This window comes from Streptomyces sp. NPDC038213 (assembly GCF_055600495.1).
In genome coordinates this window covers 527,784-542,680 of record NZ_JBVJYM010000002.1, presented here as the reverse complement: position 1 = coordinate 542,680, position 14,897 = coordinate 527,784, and the positions used below count along the sequence as shown (strand labels likewise).

The 14,897-nt window shown below is 74.1% G+C and carries 19 protein-coding genes; 4 read left to right on the top strand and 15 right to left on the bottom strand.

Annotated features, from left to right (window positions below; translation table 11 throughout):
* Positions 1 to 85: 85 nt before the first annotated feature.
* From trpM to hisI, 7 genes are all read right to left on the bottom strand, one after another.
* Entirely contained in the window at positions 86 to 346 is a 261-nt protein-coding gene (gene trpM, locus ACZ7JZ_RS05165; protein WP_470933305.1) for a tryptophan biosynthesis modulator TrpM, read from the bottom strand.
* A gap of 7 nt (positions 347 to 353) precedes the next feature.
* Complete coding sequence (gene trpC, locus ACZ7JZ_RS05160) at positions 354 to 1,163, bottom strand: indole-3-glycerol phosphate synthase TrpC (RefSeq protein ID WP_470933303.1); 810 nt, start codon at positions 1,161 to 1,163, stop codon at positions 354 to 356.
* Positions 1,164 to 1,341: 178 nt separating this feature from the next.
* Positions 1,342 to 1,851 carry a DUF2752 domain-containing protein gene (locus ACZ7JZ_RS05155; protein ID WP_470933301.1) on the bottom strand — a complete coding sequence of 170 codons (510 nt, stop codon included), beginning with the start codon at positions 1,849 to 1,851 and terminating at the stop codon, positions 1,342 to 1,344.
* Between the two features lie 185 nt (positions 1,852 to 2,036).
* A complete protein-coding gene (locus ACZ7JZ_RS05150; protein WP_470933299.1) occupies positions 2,037 to 2,261 on the bottom strand; it encodes an HGxxPAAW family protein in 225 nt (74 codons plus the stop codon).
* Positions 2,262 to 2,440: 179 nt separating this feature from the next.
* A complete protein-coding gene (locus ACZ7JZ_RS05145; RefSeq protein ID WP_470933297.1) occupies positions 2,441 to 3,106 on the bottom strand; it encodes a TIGR02234 family membrane protein in 666 nt (221 codons plus the stop codon).
* 41 nt (positions 3,107 to 3,147) lie between these two features.
* On the bottom strand, positions 3,148 to 4,665 hold the full coding sequence (locus tag ACZ7JZ_RS05140) for an anthranilate synthase component I (RefSeq protein WP_470933295.1): 1,518 nt from the start codon (positions 4,663 to 4,665) through the stop codon (positions 3,148 to 3,150).
* A gap of 15 nt (positions 4,666 to 4,680) precedes the next feature.
* Complete coding sequence (gene hisI, locus ACZ7JZ_RS05135; RefSeq protein WP_470933294.1) at positions 4,681 to 5,046, bottom strand: phosphoribosyl-AMP cyclohydrolase; 366 nt, start codon at positions 5,044 to 5,046, stop codon at positions 4,681 to 4,683.
* Positions 5,047 to 5,139: 93 nt separating this feature from the next.
* Here hisI and ACZ7JZ_RS05130 point away from each other — a divergent pair, with 93 nt between their 5' ends.
* Positions 5,140 to 5,772 (top strand): TIGR03085 family metal-binding protein, encoded by a 633-nt coding sequence (locus ACZ7JZ_RS05130; protein WP_470933292.1) that lies wholly within the window; start codon positions 5,140 to 5,142, stop codon positions 5,770 to 5,772.
* Positions 5,773 to 5,969: 197 nt separating this feature from the next.
* Here ACZ7JZ_RS05130 and hisF read toward each other — a convergent pair whose 3' ends face one another.
* From hisF to hisD, 8 genes are read right to left on the bottom strand one after another with little or no spacing between them, the layout of a single operon-like run.
* A complete protein-coding gene (hisF, locus tag ACZ7JZ_RS05125) occupies positions 5,970 to 6,725 on the bottom strand; it encodes an imidazole glycerol phosphate synthase subunit HisF (RefSeq protein WP_470933290.1) in 756 nt (251 codons plus the stop codon).
* A complete protein-coding gene (locus tag ACZ7JZ_RS05120) occupies positions 6,722 to 7,105 on the bottom strand; it encodes a RidA family protein (RefSeq protein ID WP_470933288.1) in 384 nt (127 codons plus the stop codon). Before ACZ7JZ_RS05120 ends, hisF begins: the two co-directional genes overlap by 4 nt.
* A complete protein-coding gene (gene priA, locus ACZ7JZ_RS05115; protein WP_470933286.1) occupies positions 7,102 to 7,833 on the bottom strand; it encodes a bifunctional 1-(5-phosphoribosyl)-5-((5-phosphoribosylamino)methylideneamino)imidazole-4-carboxamide isomerase/phosphoribosylanthranilate isomerase PriA in 732 nt (243 codons plus the stop codon). Before priA ends, ACZ7JZ_RS05120 begins: the two co-directional genes overlap by 4 nt.
* The gene (gene hisH / locus ACZ7JZ_RS05110; protein ID WP_470933284.1) at positions 7,833 to 8,483 is read right to left on the bottom strand and encodes an imidazole glycerol phosphate synthase subunit HisH; all 651 of its coding nucleotides are present in this window, start codon (positions 8,481 to 8,483) and stop codon (positions 7,833 to 7,835) included. The genes priA and hisH overlap by 1 nt, the downstream gene beginning before the upstream one ends.
* Positions 8,480 to 8,647: a hypothetical protein gene (locus ACZ7JZ_RS05105; protein WP_470933282.1), complete on the bottom strand. Its 168-nt coding sequence runs from the start codon at positions 8,645 to 8,647 to the stop codon at positions 8,480 to 8,482. Before ACZ7JZ_RS05105 ends, hisH begins: the two co-directional genes overlap by 4 nt.
* Before the next feature lie 2 nt (positions 8,648 to 8,649).
* Positions 8,650 to 9,243: an imidazoleglycerol-phosphate dehydratase HisB gene (hisB, locus tag ACZ7JZ_RS05100; RefSeq protein WP_470933280.1), complete on the bottom strand. Its 594-nt coding sequence runs from the start codon at positions 9,241 to 9,243 to the stop codon at positions 8,650 to 8,652.
* Positions 9,240 to 10,373: a histidinol-phosphate transaminase gene (locus ACZ7JZ_RS05095; RefSeq protein ID WP_470933278.1), complete on the bottom strand. Its 1,134-nt coding sequence runs from the start codon at positions 10,371 to 10,373 to the stop codon at positions 9,240 to 9,242. Before ACZ7JZ_RS05095 ends, hisB begins: the two co-directional genes overlap by 4 nt.
* Complete coding sequence (gene hisD / locus ACZ7JZ_RS05090; protein ID WP_470933277.1) at positions 10,370 to 11,692, bottom strand: histidinol dehydrogenase; 1,323 nt, start codon at positions 11,690 to 11,692, stop codon at positions 10,370 to 10,372. The genes ACZ7JZ_RS05095 and hisD overlap by 4 nt, the downstream gene beginning before the upstream one ends.
* 199 nt (positions 11,693 to 11,891) lie before the next feature.
* On the opposite strand from hisD, the gene ACZ7JZ_RS05085 reads away from it, so the two are divergent.
* From ACZ7JZ_RS05085 to ybaK, 3 genes are all read left to right on the top strand, one after another.
* Positions 11,892 to 13,430, top strand: a complete 1,539-nt coding sequence (locus tag ACZ7JZ_RS05085; protein ID WP_470933420.1) for an oxidoreductase — start codon at positions 11,892 to 11,894, stop codon at positions 13,428 to 13,430.
* Positions 13,431 to 13,602: 172 nt separating this feature from the next.
* Complete coding sequence (locus tag ACZ7JZ_RS05080; protein ID WP_470933275.1) at positions 13,603 to 14,343, top strand: LON peptidase substrate-binding domain-containing protein; 741 nt, start codon at positions 13,603 to 13,605, stop codon at positions 14,341 to 14,343.
* An 11-nt stretch (positions 14,344 to 14,354) separates the two neighbouring features.
* Positions 14,355 to 14,879: a Cys-tRNA(Pro) deacylase gene (ybaK, locus tag ACZ7JZ_RS05075; protein WP_470933273.1), complete on the top strand. Its 525-nt coding sequence runs from the start codon at positions 14,355 to 14,357 to the stop codon at positions 14,877 to 14,879.
* Positions 14,880 to 14,897 lie beyond the last annotated feature (18 nt).

Genomic DNA, 14,897 nt, shown 5'->3' with positions numbered 1-14,897 from the left:
ACGGGGTACGGGGCGGACGGGGCCGTCGCGGACGGGGGTGCGTACGCGCGCATGCGGTGCGGTGCGGACACGGTCCCGGGGAGGCCTAGCGGAGCGGAAGGGCACCTTCCGCCTGCGGCGCAGCGTGGGCGCGCCATCGCATGCCGTTGACCTGCCCCGGCTCCGATCCGAGGATGTAGCGCACCCGGCGGCCGAGGACGCGGCGGGCCGGGGCGCGGCAGCCGCGCGGGCGGCAGCCGCGGGCGAGCGGGGCGTGCCGGTCGGCCCCCGGGGCGCCCGCGCGCACGCCGGCCAGCCCCGAGCGGGTGCTCGGGGTCGGGCGGCGCAGGCGGCGGGCGGCGGTCACGGGAGGGTCAGCTCCGGCCGTGCCGCAGGGCGGGGTGGGCGCCGGCGGCGACCAGGTCGGCCACGGCCGCCTTGGGGTCGCGGCCGGTGACCAGGGATTCGCCGACGAGTACGGCGTCGGCGCCCTCGTTGGCGTAGGCGATCAGGTCGTGCGGTCCGCGGATGCCGGACTCGGCGATCTTGACGATTCCCGCCGGGATCTCCGGGGCGACCCGCTCGAAGGTCGAACGGTCCACCTCGAGGGTCTTCAGGTTGCGCGCGTTGACGCCGATGATCTTGGCGCCCGCGGCCACGGCCCGCTCGACCTCCTCCTCGTCGTGGACCTCGACCAGCGGGGTCAGGCCGATGGACTCGGCGCGCTCGATGAGGGAGACCAGGGCCTCCTGCTCCAGGGCCGCGACGATCAGCAGGGCGAGGTCGGCACCGTAGGCGCGGGCCTCCCAGAGCTGGTACGCCGTGACGATGAAGTCCTTGCGGAGGATCGGGATGTCGACCCGGGCGCGGACGGCCTCCAGGTCGGCCAGCGAACCGCCGAAGCGGCGCTGCTCGGTGAGGACCGAGATCACGGCCGCGCCGCCCGCCTCGTAGTCGGCGGCGAGCCCGGCGGGGTCGGCGATGGCGGCCAGGGCGCCCTTGGAGGGGCTGGACCGCTTCACCTCGCAGATCACCTTGACACCGTCGCCGCGCAGGGCCGCGACGCCGTCCTTCGCCTGGGGCGCCTTGGCGGCACGCTCCTTGAGCTCGTCGAGGCTGACACGCGCCTGCCGCTCGGCGAGGTCGGCGCGGACCCCTTCGATGATCTCGTCGAGCACACTCACGCGAGCGGCCCCCTTCCGGGTAGGTGACGATGGTCGGCCGGCCGTGCGGGTCGGTGGGACCTGCGGGACCGGCACTCCAAATGGTATCCGCAGGAGGGCTTCCGCTCCGCACGCGGTTGACGGCGTCCCACCACCTGGACATTCGGAATGCCCTATTCAGAGGCCGGGCGCGCCCTGGTCAGGGGGCCAGGGCCGCGCCGAAGGGCAGGTTGCGCACCACGCTGAAGACCAGGGCGACCGTGCCGATCACCCACCACCAGACGGGTTTGAGGGCGGTGGAGGGCTTGGGTCCGCCGCGCCAGGCCCGGACCAGCCACAGGGCGGTGAACGCGAAGAAGACGAAGTAGCCGGCGACGGCCAGCGCGTTCGCGCCGACGGCGGTGGCGAGATCGCCCTGCGCGAACGCGTGCGCGCTGCGCAGTCCGCCGCAGCCGGGGCACAGGATGCCGGTCAGGCGCAGCAGGGGGCAGACCGGGTAGTGGCCGGGCTCGTTCGGGTCGACGGTGCCGACGTACGCGAAGGCCGCACCGACCCCGGCGAGGGCGAGCAACGGGGGGCCGAGGCGCCGGGCCCGGGAGGGCGGCGGCACGGGCCCGGCGGATCCGGGGGCCGGTCCGGCGGGGCCTGCCGGTGCCGCGGCCGGGGCGTCCGGTGCGGCGGGGGCTTCGGGAGTACGGGGGGCGTCCACCCGGTGATTGTCGCCGCAGACGCCGAAAGGCGCAGCCCGAGGGGGCCGCGCCTTTCCGGGTACGCGCCTACGTGCGCATGCGCGCCTCTGCGTATGCGTGCGTACGGGCGTGTGCGTGCGTACCGGTGTCCTGCCCCGCCCCGGGGGCTCCGTGCGCCGGAGTCCGGAGGCGGTGCGCCGCGGCCTCAGGCCTTGGCGCCCTCCAGGGAGCGGACCGGCTTCTTCGCGCCCATGCCCGCGGCCCGCATCGCCATGCCGACGACACCGCCCAGCGCGACCACGACCAGGCCGGCCCAGAAGCCGAGCGGGTTGGCCAGAACCATGAAGGCGCCGGAGATGCAGAAACCGATGAAGGCGATGATGACACCGGTCCAGGCGGCCGGGGTGTGTCCGTGGCTACTGCCCGCCATGAGTTGCTCCTCGTTGCTCTGTCGAACGTGCTGTGTCGAACGCTCGGGATCCATTGTCCCGCACCGGTGACCGGGGTCCCGGCCGGGGGGTGGGCGCGCGGCACGCGCTCGCTGCGCGCCGCGCGCGGGGCCCGCCTGCGGCGGATCCGGGGCCCGGCCCGCAGGGCCGCCCGGGGGGCTCAGCCCGTGGGGTCCTCGCCCCGGTCGAGGGCCTTCCACAGGTCCTCGGGCCGGTCCGGGTCCACCCGGGGGGCGGCCCGGCGGACCCGGGCGCCGCCCTCGCGCTCGTAGCGGCCGCCCATGGCGGGCCAGGCCTTCCCGAACCGCAGGGCGAGCAGTCCGGCGAGCAGGATCAGCACACCGCCGGCGGCCGTGACGTACGGCCAGGCGGTGTGGGTCAGTCCGGCGACCGTGGCCGCGGTGTCCGCGGCGGTGCGGGCCGCCTGGTCGTCCAGGGCCGCACTGTCGGCCGCGCCGGACACGGAGGCCAGGACGGCGCCCGCGCCGCTGAGCGCGAGCAGGGCCGAGACCGCGGTCCGGCCGGCGCCGCGGACGGCGAACACGGCGACCAGGGCCGCCAGCCCGACGATCGCCAGGGCGGCGGGCACCCCGGTGACGGCGGTGCCGTCGGCGGACAGCGGGAGGGACCCGCCCGCCACGTCGGCGGTGCCGCGGGCCCAGGTGCGGCCGGAGGCCAGCAGGACGACGGTGGCGCCGAGCGCGCCGGTCAGCAGGGCCACGGCCACGCTGCGGCGGCTGCCGCCGCGGTCGGCGGGTGCGCCGCCGGCCGGGCGGTCGGACTCGGCATCGGTTCGGGGCTGGGGTACGGCACTCACGTACCCCACTATCCCCTACCGGTTCCGCGGCCCCGGCGCCAGGCCCGGCGTCAGCCCTGGCTGCGGCGGTGCAGCCGGTTGGCGGCGCCGACCGCGCGCAGGACGGCGGCGGCCTTGTTGCGGCACTCGTTGTCCTCCGCGACCGGGTCGGAGTCCGCGACCACGCCCGCGCCGGCCTGGACGTACGCCGTGCCGTCGCGCAGCAGCGCCGTACGGATGGCGATGGCGGTGTCGGAGTCGCCCGCGAAGTCCAGGTAGCCGACGCAGCCGCCGTACAGGCCGCGGCGGGAGGGCTCCAGCTCCTCGATGATCTGCATGGCCCGGGGCTTGGGGGCGCCGGAGAGGGTGCCGGCCGGGAAGCAGGCGGTGAGCACGTCGAAGGCGGTGCGGCCCTCGGCGACCTTCCCCGTCACGGTGGAGACGATGTGCATGACGTGGGAGTACCGCTCGATCGACATGAAGTCGACGACCTCGACGGAGCCGGGCTCGCAGACCCGCCCGAGGTCGTTGCGCCCCAGGTCGACGAGCATCAGGTGCTCGGCGCGCTCCTTGGGGTCGGCGAGCAGCTCCTCGGCGAGGTCGTGGTCCTCCTGCGGGGTGGCCCCGCGGTGCCGGGTGCCGGCGATGGGGTGGACCATGGCCCGGCCGTCCTCGACCTTGACGAGGGCCTCGGGGCTGGAGCCGACCACGTCGAACCCGTCGAAGCGGAAGAGGTACATGTACGGGGAGGGGTTCGTGGCCCGCAGGACCCGGTACACGTCGAGGGCGGAGGCCTCGCAGGGGGTCTCGAACCGCTGCGAGGGCACGACCTGGAAGGCCTCGCCCGCCCGGATCCGCTCCTTGATGTCCTCGACGGCCCGCTGGTAGGCCTCGCCGCCCCACAGCGCGGTGAACCCGGGCAGCTCGGAGGCGGGCAGCGGGGCCGGGGCGTAGGGCGCGGGGCGGGCCAGGTCGGCCTCCATCGCGTCGAGCCGGGCCACGGCGTCGGCGTACGCCTCGTCCACCCCGCTGTCGAGGTCGTTGTGGTTGATGGCGTTGGCGATCAGCAGGACCGTGCCGTCCCAGTGGTCGAGGACCGCCAGGTCGGAGGTGAGGAGCATGGTCAGCTCGGGCAGCTGCAGGTCGTCGCTGCCGTGCTCGCCGATCCGCTCCAGGCGCCGTACGACGTCGTAGCCGAGGTAGCCGACCATGCCGCCGGTGAAGGGCGGCACCGTGCCCTCGTAGGTCCCGGCCAGGTCGCGGGGGGTGTGCAGGGCCTCCACGGTGTGCCGCAGGGCGTCCAGCGGGTCGCCCGAGACGGGGACGCCGACGGGCGGGGTGCCGATCCAGTGCGCCTCGCCGTCGCGGGCGGTGAGGGTGGCGGCGCTGCGGACCCCGATGAAGGAGTAACGGGACCACAGCTGGCCGGTCCGGCCGTTCTCCGCGGACTCCAGCAGGAAGGTCCCGGGGCGCTCGGCCGCGAGCTTGCGGTAGAGGCCGACCGGGGTGTCCCCGTCGGCGAGCAGCTTGCGGATGACCGGAATGACGCGGCGGTCGACGGCCAGCTTGCGGAACGTGTCGAGATCCATGGGGTGGGTGCCTGCCTAGTGCGAGAGCGGGAGCTGGTCGGCGTCGAAGCACGTCCGGGCGCCTGTGTGGCAGGCGGCGCCCACCTGGTCCACCTTGACCAGGACGGTGTCGGCGTCGCAGTCGAGGGCGACCGACTTCACGTGCTGGACATGGCCGGAAGTATCCCCCTTCACCCAGTACTCGCGGCGGCTGCGCGACCAGTACGTGCAGCGTCCGGTGGTCAGGGTCCGGTGCAGCGCCTCGTCGTCCATCCAGCCGAGCATGAGCACCTCACCGGTGTCGTACTGCTGGGCGATGGCGGGCACCAGGCCGTCCGCGGAGCGCTTGAGGCGGGCGGCGATGGCCGGGTCGAGGCCGCTGGGGGTGTCGGGCGTGCTCATGGGGGCCATTGTGCCGTCCGGCCGGAGGGGCCGGAAAAGGCTGTCCGCCAGGTGGGCGGGCAGGAGCGGGTTTTGCGCCGTAGGGTGGCGGCCATGTCTACCCATGCGAAGCGTGAACGACTGCTGCTTGCTGACCTGTTGGAGCAGGCCGGGCCCGAGGCGCCGACCCTGTGCGAGGGCTGGCGGACCCGTGAGCTGGCCGCCCATGTCGTCGTACGGGAGCGCCGTCCGGACGCGGCGGGCGGGCTGCTCCTGGGGGCCCTGAAGGGGCGGCTCGACAAGGCGATGGAGGAGTACGGGGCGAAGCCGTACGAGGAGCTCATCCAGCTGATCCGGACGGGGCCGCCGAAGATGTCGGTGTACGCGCTGAAGCAGCTGGACGAGGCGGCGAACGCGGTCGAGTTCTACGTGCACGCGGAGGACGTGCGGCGGGCGCAGCCGGACTGGAGTCCGCGGGAGCTGGACCGGGTCTTCGCGGACTCGCTGTGGTCGCGGCTGGAGAAGCTGGCCCGGCTGACGGGACGGAAGTCGCCGGTGGGGCTGGTGCTGAGGCGGCCTGACGGGCGGACGGCGGTGGCGCACAAGGGGACGCCGGTGGTGACGGTGACCGGGGAGCCGGGGGAGTTGACGCTGTTCTGTTTCGGCCGGCAGGCGGCGGCCGCGGTCTCCCTCGACGGCGAGAAGGCCGCCGTCGCGGCCCTCACCCGGGCCAGCCTCGGCATCTGACCCCGGGTCCCGCTGCGCGGGGCCTGTTCCCCACCCCGCCCCTTCCCGAAACCGGGGCAAGCCCCGGACCCCGTTTCCGTGCGCTCCGCGCCCGGTGCGCTCAATCGCCGCGCGGGCTTGATATTGCCGCCGCAGGCGGCAAATCAAGCCCCGCCGGCGATTGAGGCGCGGGGTCTGGGACGGAGCCCCGGGAACGGTCAGCGGACCGGGTGGCCCGCTTCGCGGAGGGTGTCCTTGACCTGGCCGATGCGGAGGTCGCCGAAGTGGAAGACGGAGGCCGCGAGGACCGCGTCCGCACCCGCGGCCACCGCCGGCGGGAAGTCCGCGAGCCTCCCGGCCCCGCCGGAGGCGATCACCGGCACGGTGACGTGCTTGCGCACCGCCGCGATCATCTCGGTGTCGTACCCGTCCTTCGTCCCGTCCGCGTCCATCGAGTTCAGCAGGATCTCGCCCGCACCCAGCTCGGCGGCCCGGTGCGCCCACTCGACGGCGTCGATGCCGGTGCCCCGGCGCCCGCCGTGGGTGGTGACCTCGAAGGATCCGGAGTCCGTCCGGCGGGCGTCGACGGACAGGACGAGGACCTGCCGGCCGAAGCGCTCGGCGATCTCCTGGATGAGCTCGGGCCGGGCGATGGCGGCGGTGTTGACGCCGACCTTGTCCGCGCCGGCGCGCAGCAGCTTGTCCACGTCGTCGGCCGACCGCACGCCGCCGCCCACGGTGAGCGGGATGAACACCTGCTCGGCGGTGCGGCGCACCACGTCGTAGGTGGTCTCGCGGTTGCCGGAGGAGGCCGTGATGTCGAGGAAGGTCAGCTCGTCGGCGCCCTCGGCGTCGTACAGCTTGGCCATCTCGACGGGGTCCCCGGCGTCGCGGAGGTTCTGGAAGTTGACCCCCTTGACGACCCGGCCGTTGTCCACGTCCAGGCAGGGGATGACGCGTACGGCGAGGGTCACGGCGCCACCGCCCGGTAGGCCTCGACCTCGACCTCGACGACCATCGACGGGTCCACGAACCCGGAGACGATCAGCATGGTCGCGGCGGGCCGGACCGCGTCGAAGAGCTCCTTGTGGGCGCGGCCCACCTCTTCCACGTCGCGCGCGTGGCTGAGGTACATGCGGGTGCGCACGACGTGCTCCGGGCCGAGTCCGGCCTGCTCCAGGGCCTTGAAGGCGACCGCGAAGGCGGCCCTGGCCTGGTCGTACGGGCCGCCCGCGTCGGCGGCGGTGCAGCCGGAGACGAGGACGAGCCCGTTGGACAGGGCCACGGCGCGGGAGTAGCCGATGGCGTCCTCGTAGGGGCCGCCGGAGGAGATGCGGGTGGTGTCGGTGCTCATGCGGAGACCACCTCCAGGGCCTCTTCCAGGGTGAAGGCCTTGGCGTACAGGGCCTTGCCGACGATGGCGCCCTCGACCCCGTCCGGCACCAGGCCGGCGAGGACCCGCAGGTCCTCGAGGGAGGAGACGCCGCCGGAGGCGACGACGGGCCGGTCGGTGGCGGCGCAGACGTTCTTCAGCAGCTCGACGTTGGGGCCGGTGAGGGTGCCGTCGCGGCCGATGTCGGTGAGGACGTAGCGGGCGCAGCCCTCGGAGTCGAGGCGGGCCAGGGTCTCGTAGAGGTCCCCGCCCTCGCTGGTCCAGCCGCGGCCCTTGAGGGTGGTGCCGCGGACGTCGAGGCCGACGGCGATCTTGTCGCCGTGCTCGGCGATGACCTTGGCGACCCACTCGGGGGTCTCCAGGGCGGCGGTGCCGAGGTTGACGCGGGTGCAGCCGGTGGCGAGGGCCTTGGCGAGGGAGGCGTCGTCGCGGATGCCTCCGGAGAGCTCGACCTTGATGTCCATGGCGCGGGTGATCTCGGCGACGAGGTCGCGGTTGTCGCCGGTGCCGAAGGCGGCGTCGAGGTCGACGAGGTGGAGCCACTCGGCGCCGGAGGACTGCCAGGCCAGTGCGGCCTGGAGGGGGGAGCCGTACGAGGTCTCGGTGCCCGACTCGCCGTGGACGAGGCGGACGGCCTGGCCGTCGCGGACGTCGACGGCGGGCAGGAGCTCCAGGGTGCGTGCGGGCATCAGAGGGTCTCGATCCAGTTGGTGAGGAGCTGGGCTCCGGCGTCGCCGGACTTCTCGGGGTGGAACTGGGTGGCCCACAGCGCGCGGTTCTCCACGGCCGCGACGAAGGGCTCGCCGTGGGTGGCCCAGGTGACCTTGGGGGCGCGGATGTTGGGGTTGCCGACCTCCAGGGTCCAGTGGCGGACCGCGTAGGAGTGCACGAAGTAGAAGCGGGCGTCGGCGTCGAGTCCGGCGAAGGCCTGGGTGTCGGCCGGGGCCTCGACGGTGTTCCAGCCCATGTGGGGCACGATGGGCGCCTTGAGCGGTTCGACCGTGCCGGGCCACTCGTCGAGGCCCTCGGTCTCCACGCCGTGCTCGATGCCGCGCTCGAAGAGGATCTGCATGCCGACGCAGATGCCCATGACGGGGCGGCCGCCGGAGAGCCGGCGGCCGATGATCCAGTCGCCGCGGGCCTCCTTGAGCCCCTGCATACAGGCGGAGAAGGCGCCGACTCCGGGGACGAGGAGTCCGTCGGCGTCCATGGCCTTGTCGTAGTCGCGGGTGATCTCGACCTCGGCGCCGACGCGGGCGAGGGCCCGCTCGGCGGAGCGGACGTTGCCGAAGCCGTAGTCGAAGACCACGACCTTCTTCGTGGGGCTCACTGCGCTCATTCCCAGATTCCTTGGATTCGCAGGACTCCGGCGGCCAGACACATCGCGGAGCCGATGGCGAGGAGCAGGATGACGCTGCGGGGCATCTTCTGCTTCTTGAAGGAGTAGACGCCGCCGAGCAGGAAGAGGCCGACGACGATCAGGATGGTGGAGAGACCGGTCACGGTTAGAGGGCGCCCTTCGTGGACGGCAGGATGCCCTCGGCGCGCGGGTCGCGCTCGCTGGCGTAGCGCAGGGCGCGGGCCAGGGCCTTGAACTGGCACTCCACGATGTGGTGGGCGTTGCGGCCGTACGGCACGTGCACGTGCAGGGCGATCTGGGCCTGGGCCACGAAGGACTCGAGGATGTGGCGGGTCATCGTGGTGTCGTACGCGCCGATCATGGGCGCCATGTTCTCGGGCTCGGTGTGCACGAGGTACGGGCGGCCGGAGAGGTCGACGGTGACCTGGGCGAGGGACTCGTCCAGGGGCACGGTGCAGTTGCCGAAGCGGTAGATGCCGACCTTGTCGCCGAGGGCCTGCTTGAAGGCGGCGCCGAGGGCGAGGGCGGTGTCCTCGATGGTGTGGTGCGAGTCGATGTGCAGGTCGCCGTCGGTCTTGACCGTGAGGTCGAAGAGGCCGTGGCGGCCGAGCTGGTCGAGCATGTGGTCGTAGAAGCCGACGCCCGTCGACACGTCGACCCGTCCGGTGCCGTCGAGGTTTATCTCGACCAGGACAGAGGTCTCCTTGGTGGTGCGCTCCACCCGTCCGATGCGGCTCATGCCTGCTGCTCCTTCTTCAGTGCGCGAACCGCTTCCAGGAACGCGTCGTTCTCCGCCGGCGTGCCCGCGGTCACCCGCAGCCATCCGGGTACTCCGTTGTCCCGGACCAGGACTCCCTGGTCGAGGATCTTCTGCCAGGCGGTGTGGGAGTCCTCGAACCGCCCGAACTGCACGAAGTTCGCGTCGGATTCGGTGACCTCGTACCCGGTGGCGCGCAGTTCGGCGACCAGGCGGTCCCGCTCGGCCTTGAGCTGCTCGACGTAGCCGAGCAGGGTGTCGGTGTGCTCCAGGGCGGCGAGCGCCGTGGCCTGGGTGACGGCCGACAGGTGGTACGGGAGTCTCACGAGCTGGACGGCGTCCACCACGGCGGGGTGCGCGGCCAGGTAGCCGAGGCGCAGTCCGGCGGCGCCGAAGGCCTTGGACATGGTCCGGGAGACGACCAGGTTCGGGCGGCCCGCGATGAGGGGCAGCAGCGAGTCCCGGTGGCTGAACTCGACGTAGGCCTCGTCCACGACCACGAGGGCCCCGCCGGTCGCCGCCTTCGCGGCCTGGGCGGCCTCGTACAGGGCGAGGACGGTGTCCGCCGCGACGGCGGTGCCGGTGGGGTTGTTGGGCGAGGTGACGAAGACGACGTCGGGGGCGTGCTCGGCGATGGCCGCCGCGGCCGCGGCGGTGTCGATGGTGAAGTCGTCCCGGCGGGGGCCGGAGATCCAGCCGGTGCCGGTGCCGCGGGCGATCAGGCCGTGCATGGAGTAGGAGGGCTCGAAGCCGATCGCGGTGCGGCCGGGGCCGCCGAAGGTCTGCAGGAGCTGCTGGAGGACCTCGTTGGAGCCGTTGGCGGCCCAGACGTTCTCCATGGCGACCGGGTGCTTGCCCGTGCGCGTGAGGTACTTCGCCAGCTCGGTGCGCAGCTCGACGGCGTCCCGGTCGGGGTAGCGGTTGAGGGTGCGGGCCGCGTCGGCGACCCGCTCGGCGATCCGCCGGACCAGGGGCTCGGGGAGCTCGTACGGGTTCTCGTTGGTGTTCAGCTGGACGGGCACGTCGAGCTGGGGGGCGCCGTACGGGGACTTGCCGCGGAGCTCCTCGCGGACGGGCAGGTCGTCGATGCGGACGCGGTCGTACGCGGTCACTGGCCGGGCACCTTCCACTCGAAGCGCGCCTTGAGGGCGGCGCCGTGCGCGGGCAGGTCCTCGGCCTCGGCCAGGGTCACCACGTGGTGGGTGACCTCGGCGAGCGCGTCGCGCGTGTAGTCCACGATGTGGATGCCGCGCAGGAAGGACTGGACGGACAGGCCCGAGGAGTGGCAGGCGCAGCCGCCGGTGGGCAGCACGTGGTTCGACCCGGCGCAGTAGTCGCCGAGGGAGACGGGGGCCCAGGGGCCCACGAAGATCGCGCCGGCGTTGCGGACGCGGGCGGCCAGGGCGGCGGCGTCGGCGGTCTGCACCTCCAGGTGCTCGGCGCCGTACGCGTCGACGACCTTGAGGCCGTCCTCCAGGTCGCGGACCAGGACGATCGCGGACTGCCGGCCGGCGAGCGCGGGCCTGATCCGGTCCTCGACGTGCTTGGTGGCCGCGACCTGCGGCTCCAGCTCCCGCTCGACGGCGGCCGCGAGCTCCTCGGAGTCCGTGACGAGCACGGCGGCGGCCAGCGGGTCGTGCTCGGCCTGGCTGATCAGGTCGGCGGCGACGTGCACCGGGTCGGCGGTGGCGTCCGCGAGGACCGCGATCTCGGTCGGACCGGCCTCGGTGTCGATGCCGATCTTCCCGGTGAAGTAGCGCTTGGCGGCGGCGACCCAGATGTTGCCGGGGCCGGTGACCATGTTGGCGGGGGCGCACTCGTCGGTGCCGTACGCGAACATGGCGACGGCCTGGGCCCCGCCCGCCGCGTACACCTCGTCCACGCCGAGCAGCGCGCACGCGGCCAGGATCGTCGGGTGCGGCAGCCCGCCGAACTCGGCCTGCGGCGGGGAGGCCAGGGCGATCGACTCCACGCCGGCCTCCTGGGCCGGTACGACGTTCATCACCACGGACGACGGGTACACCGAGCGGCCGCCGGGCGCGTAGAGGCCCACGCGCTCGACGGGGACCCACTTCTCGGTGACGGTGCCGCCGGGCACGACCTGCGTGGTGTGCTCCGAGCGGCGCTGCGCGGCGTGCACGGTCCGGGCGCGCCGGATGGACTCCTCCAGGGCGGCGCGGACGGCCGGGTCCAGTGCGGCCAGGGCCTTCTCCAGGGCCTCGGCGGGCACCCTGACCTGCTCCAGCTCGACCCCGTCGAACCTCTTCGCGTACTCGATCAGCGCCGCGGTGCCGCGATGATGCACGTCCTCGCAGATGGGCCGCACCTTCTCCAGGGCGGCTTCCACGTCGAACTCGGCACGGGGCAGCAGATCGCGCAGGGCGGCACCCTCGGGGAGGGCGTCACCGCGCAGGTCGATACGAGAGATCACATCCCGATTCTCTCAGACCGCTTCCCGCACCCGGTCTCCTGTATCACTGGCTGATACGCACCCCGGATGTCACCGCCGACCACTAGCGTTCGCAAGGACGACCGATGGGGAAGGGGGGCCTCCCGTGGACGAGGTCCGCGAGGCACAGCCCGGTGCGCTGGACGGGGCGCCGGCCGATCTCAGCCCGCCCGAGCTGCGGATGTGGCGGGCCTTCCGTACCGGGACCATCTGCGACCTGAGCGCGCACGCCCTGGACCGCGACGACCCGATGGCCGACCGGGCCTGGGGTCCCGAGCGCAGCGTGCGCGCCGAGGTGATCGCGTTACTGCTGCTCAGCGGGCCCTCGGCGGTGCCCGGCCGGGTGCCGTCGCTGAAGCTGCGGGGGGCCCGGATCACCGGCCGCCTGGAGCTGTCGGGCGGCACGGTGGACCCGTACGTGGAGCTGAACGCCTGCCGTTTCGACAGCGAAGTGCAACTGTCCGAGACCCGGTTCACGACCCTGCGGATGATCAGGTGCTCGATACCGCGGCTGGAGGCCTCCCGGATCCACACGGAGGGCGATCTGCACCTGCCGCGCTGCCGGGTGGCGCGCGGGGTGCGGCTGACGGACGCGCAGATCGGCACCGACCTGCTGATCAGCCAGGCCGTGGTGCAGCGGGACAGCAAGGGCCGGGCCATCGCGGCGGACGGGCTGTCGGTGGGCCAGGACTTCCAGGCCGAGCTGCTGGAGACGTACGGGGAGGTGAGCCTGCGCGGGGCGAAGGTCGGGGTGTCGATGAGCCTGCGCGGGGCCCGGCTGCGCAACCCGTACGGCAGGCGGGCGCTGAACGCCCCGCAGCTGACCGTGGAGCGGACGCTCTACCTGACCTCGGTGGCCCTGGACCCGGGCGGGGACCCCGGCTCCACTCCCCCGTACGGGTTGGGGCACACCCCGGCGGGGCGCGGCGGGCGGGTGCAGCGCTTCGAGTGCCGGGGCGGGCTGCGGCTGGACGACGGGCGCTTCGGGGACGCGGTGGACCTGTACGGGGCGCGGTTCGTGCTGGCCGGGGACCAGGAGCTGTCGCTGCGCCGGATCCAGACCCCGGAGCTGCGGTTCGTCGGGGAGCGGCCCGAGCAGGGGCGGGTGGTGCTGTCGGGGGCGAAGGTGGTCAAGCTGGTGGACCAGGCCACGAGCTGGCCGGGCCCGGGGCTGGTCTCGATGGACGGCTTCTCGTACGAGTTCCTGGTGCCGCGCGGGCTGTTCCCGCTGGCGCGGCGGCTGGAGTGGGTGGAGGCGGCGACCCCCGAGTACTCCCCCGAGCCGTACGAGCGGCTGGCGGCGGTGCTGCGGGCCAGCGGGGAGGACGCGGAGGCGCGGGAGGTGCTGCTGGCCAAGCAGCGGCGGCGCCGGGAGACGCTGCCGCTGGCGGCGAAGCTGTGGGGGTACCTCCAGGACTGGACGGTGGCCTACGGGTACCGGCCGGGTCGGGCGGCCGTGTGGATGGCGGTGCTGTGGGCGGCGGGCGCGGCGGCCTTTTCCCGCCATGATCCGGCCTCGATCAAGGGGGACGAGCACCCCGTGTGGAATCCGGTGCTGTACGCGCTGGACGTGCTGCTGCCGGTGATCGACCTCGGCCAGGACGGGTACTGGCGGCTGGAGGGCGGCTGGCAGTGGGCGGCGGCGGTGCTGGTGCTGCTGGGCTGGGTGCTGGCGACCACGGTGGCGGCGGGGGCGTCCCGGCTGCTGAGACGGGGGTGAGCGGGCGGCCGGGCCGCGGGCGGCGGGGCCGGGGGCCGGGTTCGGTGGGGCGGCCGGTGCCGCGGCGGGCGCGGGCGGCGGGGCCGGGTGCCGGTCGCGGGCGGGTGCGGGGGCGGTCGCGGGCGCGTGCAGGGGTGACGGGGGCGGTGTCCCGGCCATTACTCTGGCCGACGTGACCTCCGTTCGCCTGCCCCTCTTCCCGCTGAACTCCGTGCTCTTCCCGGGGCTCGTGCTGCCCCTGAACGTCTTCGAGGAGCGCTATCGCGCCATGATGCGCGACCTGCTCAAGACCTCCGAGGAGGAGCCGCGCCGGTTCGCCGTCGTGGCGATCCGCGACGGCCGGGAGGTGGCGCCGACCGCGCCCGGCATGCCCGACCCGACCTCGCTGCCCGAGCGCGGCCCTGCGGCCGGCTTCGGGGCGGACCCGGTCCAGGCCTTCCACCGCGTGGGCTGCATCGCGGACGCGGCGACGATCCGCGAGCGCGAGGACGGCAGCTTCGAGGTGCTGGCGACCGGGACGACCCGGGTGCGGCTGCTGTCGGTGGCCGCCGACGGGCCGTACCTGACGGCCGAGCTGGAGGAGCTGCCGGAGGAGCCGGGCGAGGGCGGCGGGGAGCTGGCCCTGGCGGTGCTGCGGGCCTTCCGCGCGTACCAGAAGCGGCTGGCGGGGGCGCGCGAGCGGTCGCTGAGCGGCGGTTCGGAGCTGCCCGACGAGCCCTCGGTGGTGTCGTACCTGGTGGCGGCGGCCGCGGTGCTGGACGTACCGGCGAAGCAGCGGCTGCTCCAGGCCCCGGACACGGCTTCGCGGCTCGCGGAGGAGCTGAAGCTGCTGAAGACCGAGACGGCGGTCATCCGGCACCTGCCCTCGCTGCCCGCGGTGGAGCTCACCCGGGCCCCGACGAGCCCGAACTGACGGCGCGCGCCGTGGCGAAGAAGGAGAAGCGGGAGAAGCCGGGCAGGGCCGGGCAGGGCGCGGCCGGGGGCACTCCGGCGACGGTGGCGCTGACGGCCGCGGGCCTGGAGTTCACGGTGCACGCGTACGCGCACGACCCGGCGGCGGCCTCGTACGGCGAGGAGGCCGCGCAGGCGCTGGGGGTGTCCCCCGACCGGGTGTTCAAGACCCTGGTGGCCGAGGTGGACGGGGCCCTGACGGTGGCCGTGGTGCCGGTGGCGGGCTCGCTGGACCTCAAGGCGCTGGCCTCGGCGGTCGGCGGCAAGCGGGCCGCGATGGCCGATCCGGCGGCCGCCGAGCGTTCGTCGGGGTACGTGCGGGGCGGGATCTCCCCGCTGGGCCAGCGGCGGCCGCTGCGGACGGTGCTGGACTCCTCGGCCTCGGAGCACGCGACGATCTGCGTCTCGGCGGGCCGCCGCGGCCTGGAGGTCGAGCTCGCCCCGGCCGACCTGGCCGCCCTGACCTCGGCGGTACTGGCCCCGATCGCCCGCCGGTAGGCCGGCGGCCGGGGCCGG

Excerpts from the sequence above, each read along its gene's own strand:
- ACZ7JZ_RS05130 (WP_470933292.1), top strand. The coding sequence starts at position 5,140 with ATGTCTACCCATGCGAAGCGTGAACGACTGCTGCTTGCTGACCTGTTG.
- priA (WP_470933286.1), bottom strand. The coding sequence starts at position 7,833 with ATGCCCGCACGCACCCTGGAGCTCCTGCCCGCCGTCGACGTCCGCGAC.
- ACZ7JZ_RS05085 (WP_470933420.1), top strand. The coding sequence starts at position 11,892 with ATGTGGCGGGCCTTCCGTACCGGGACCATCTGCGACCTGAGCGCGCAC.
- hisH (WP_470933284.1), bottom strand. The coding sequence starts at position 8,483 with ATGAGCGCAGTGAGCCCCACGAAGAAGGTCGTGGTCTTCGACTACGGC.
- ACZ7JZ_RS05120 (WP_470933288.1), bottom strand. The coding sequence starts at position 7,105 with ATGAGCACCGACACCACCCGCATCTCCTCCGGCGGCCCCTACGAGGAC.
- hisB (WP_470933280.1), bottom strand. The coding sequence starts at position 9,243 with ATGAGCCGCATCGGACGGGTGGAGCGCACCACCAAGGAGACCTCTGTC.
- ACZ7JZ_RS05150 (WP_470933299.1), bottom strand. The coding sequence starts at position 2,261 with ATGGCGGGCAGTAGCCACGGACACACCCCGGCCGCCTGGACCGGTGTC.
- hisI (WP_470933294.1), bottom strand. The coding sequence starts at position 5,046 with ATGAGCACGCCCGACACCCCCAGCGGCCTCGACCCGGCCATCGCCGCC.
- ACZ7JZ_RS05140 (WP_470933295.1), bottom strand. The coding sequence starts at position 4,665 with ATGGATCTCGACACGTTCCGCAAGCTGGCCGTCGACCGCCGCGTCATT.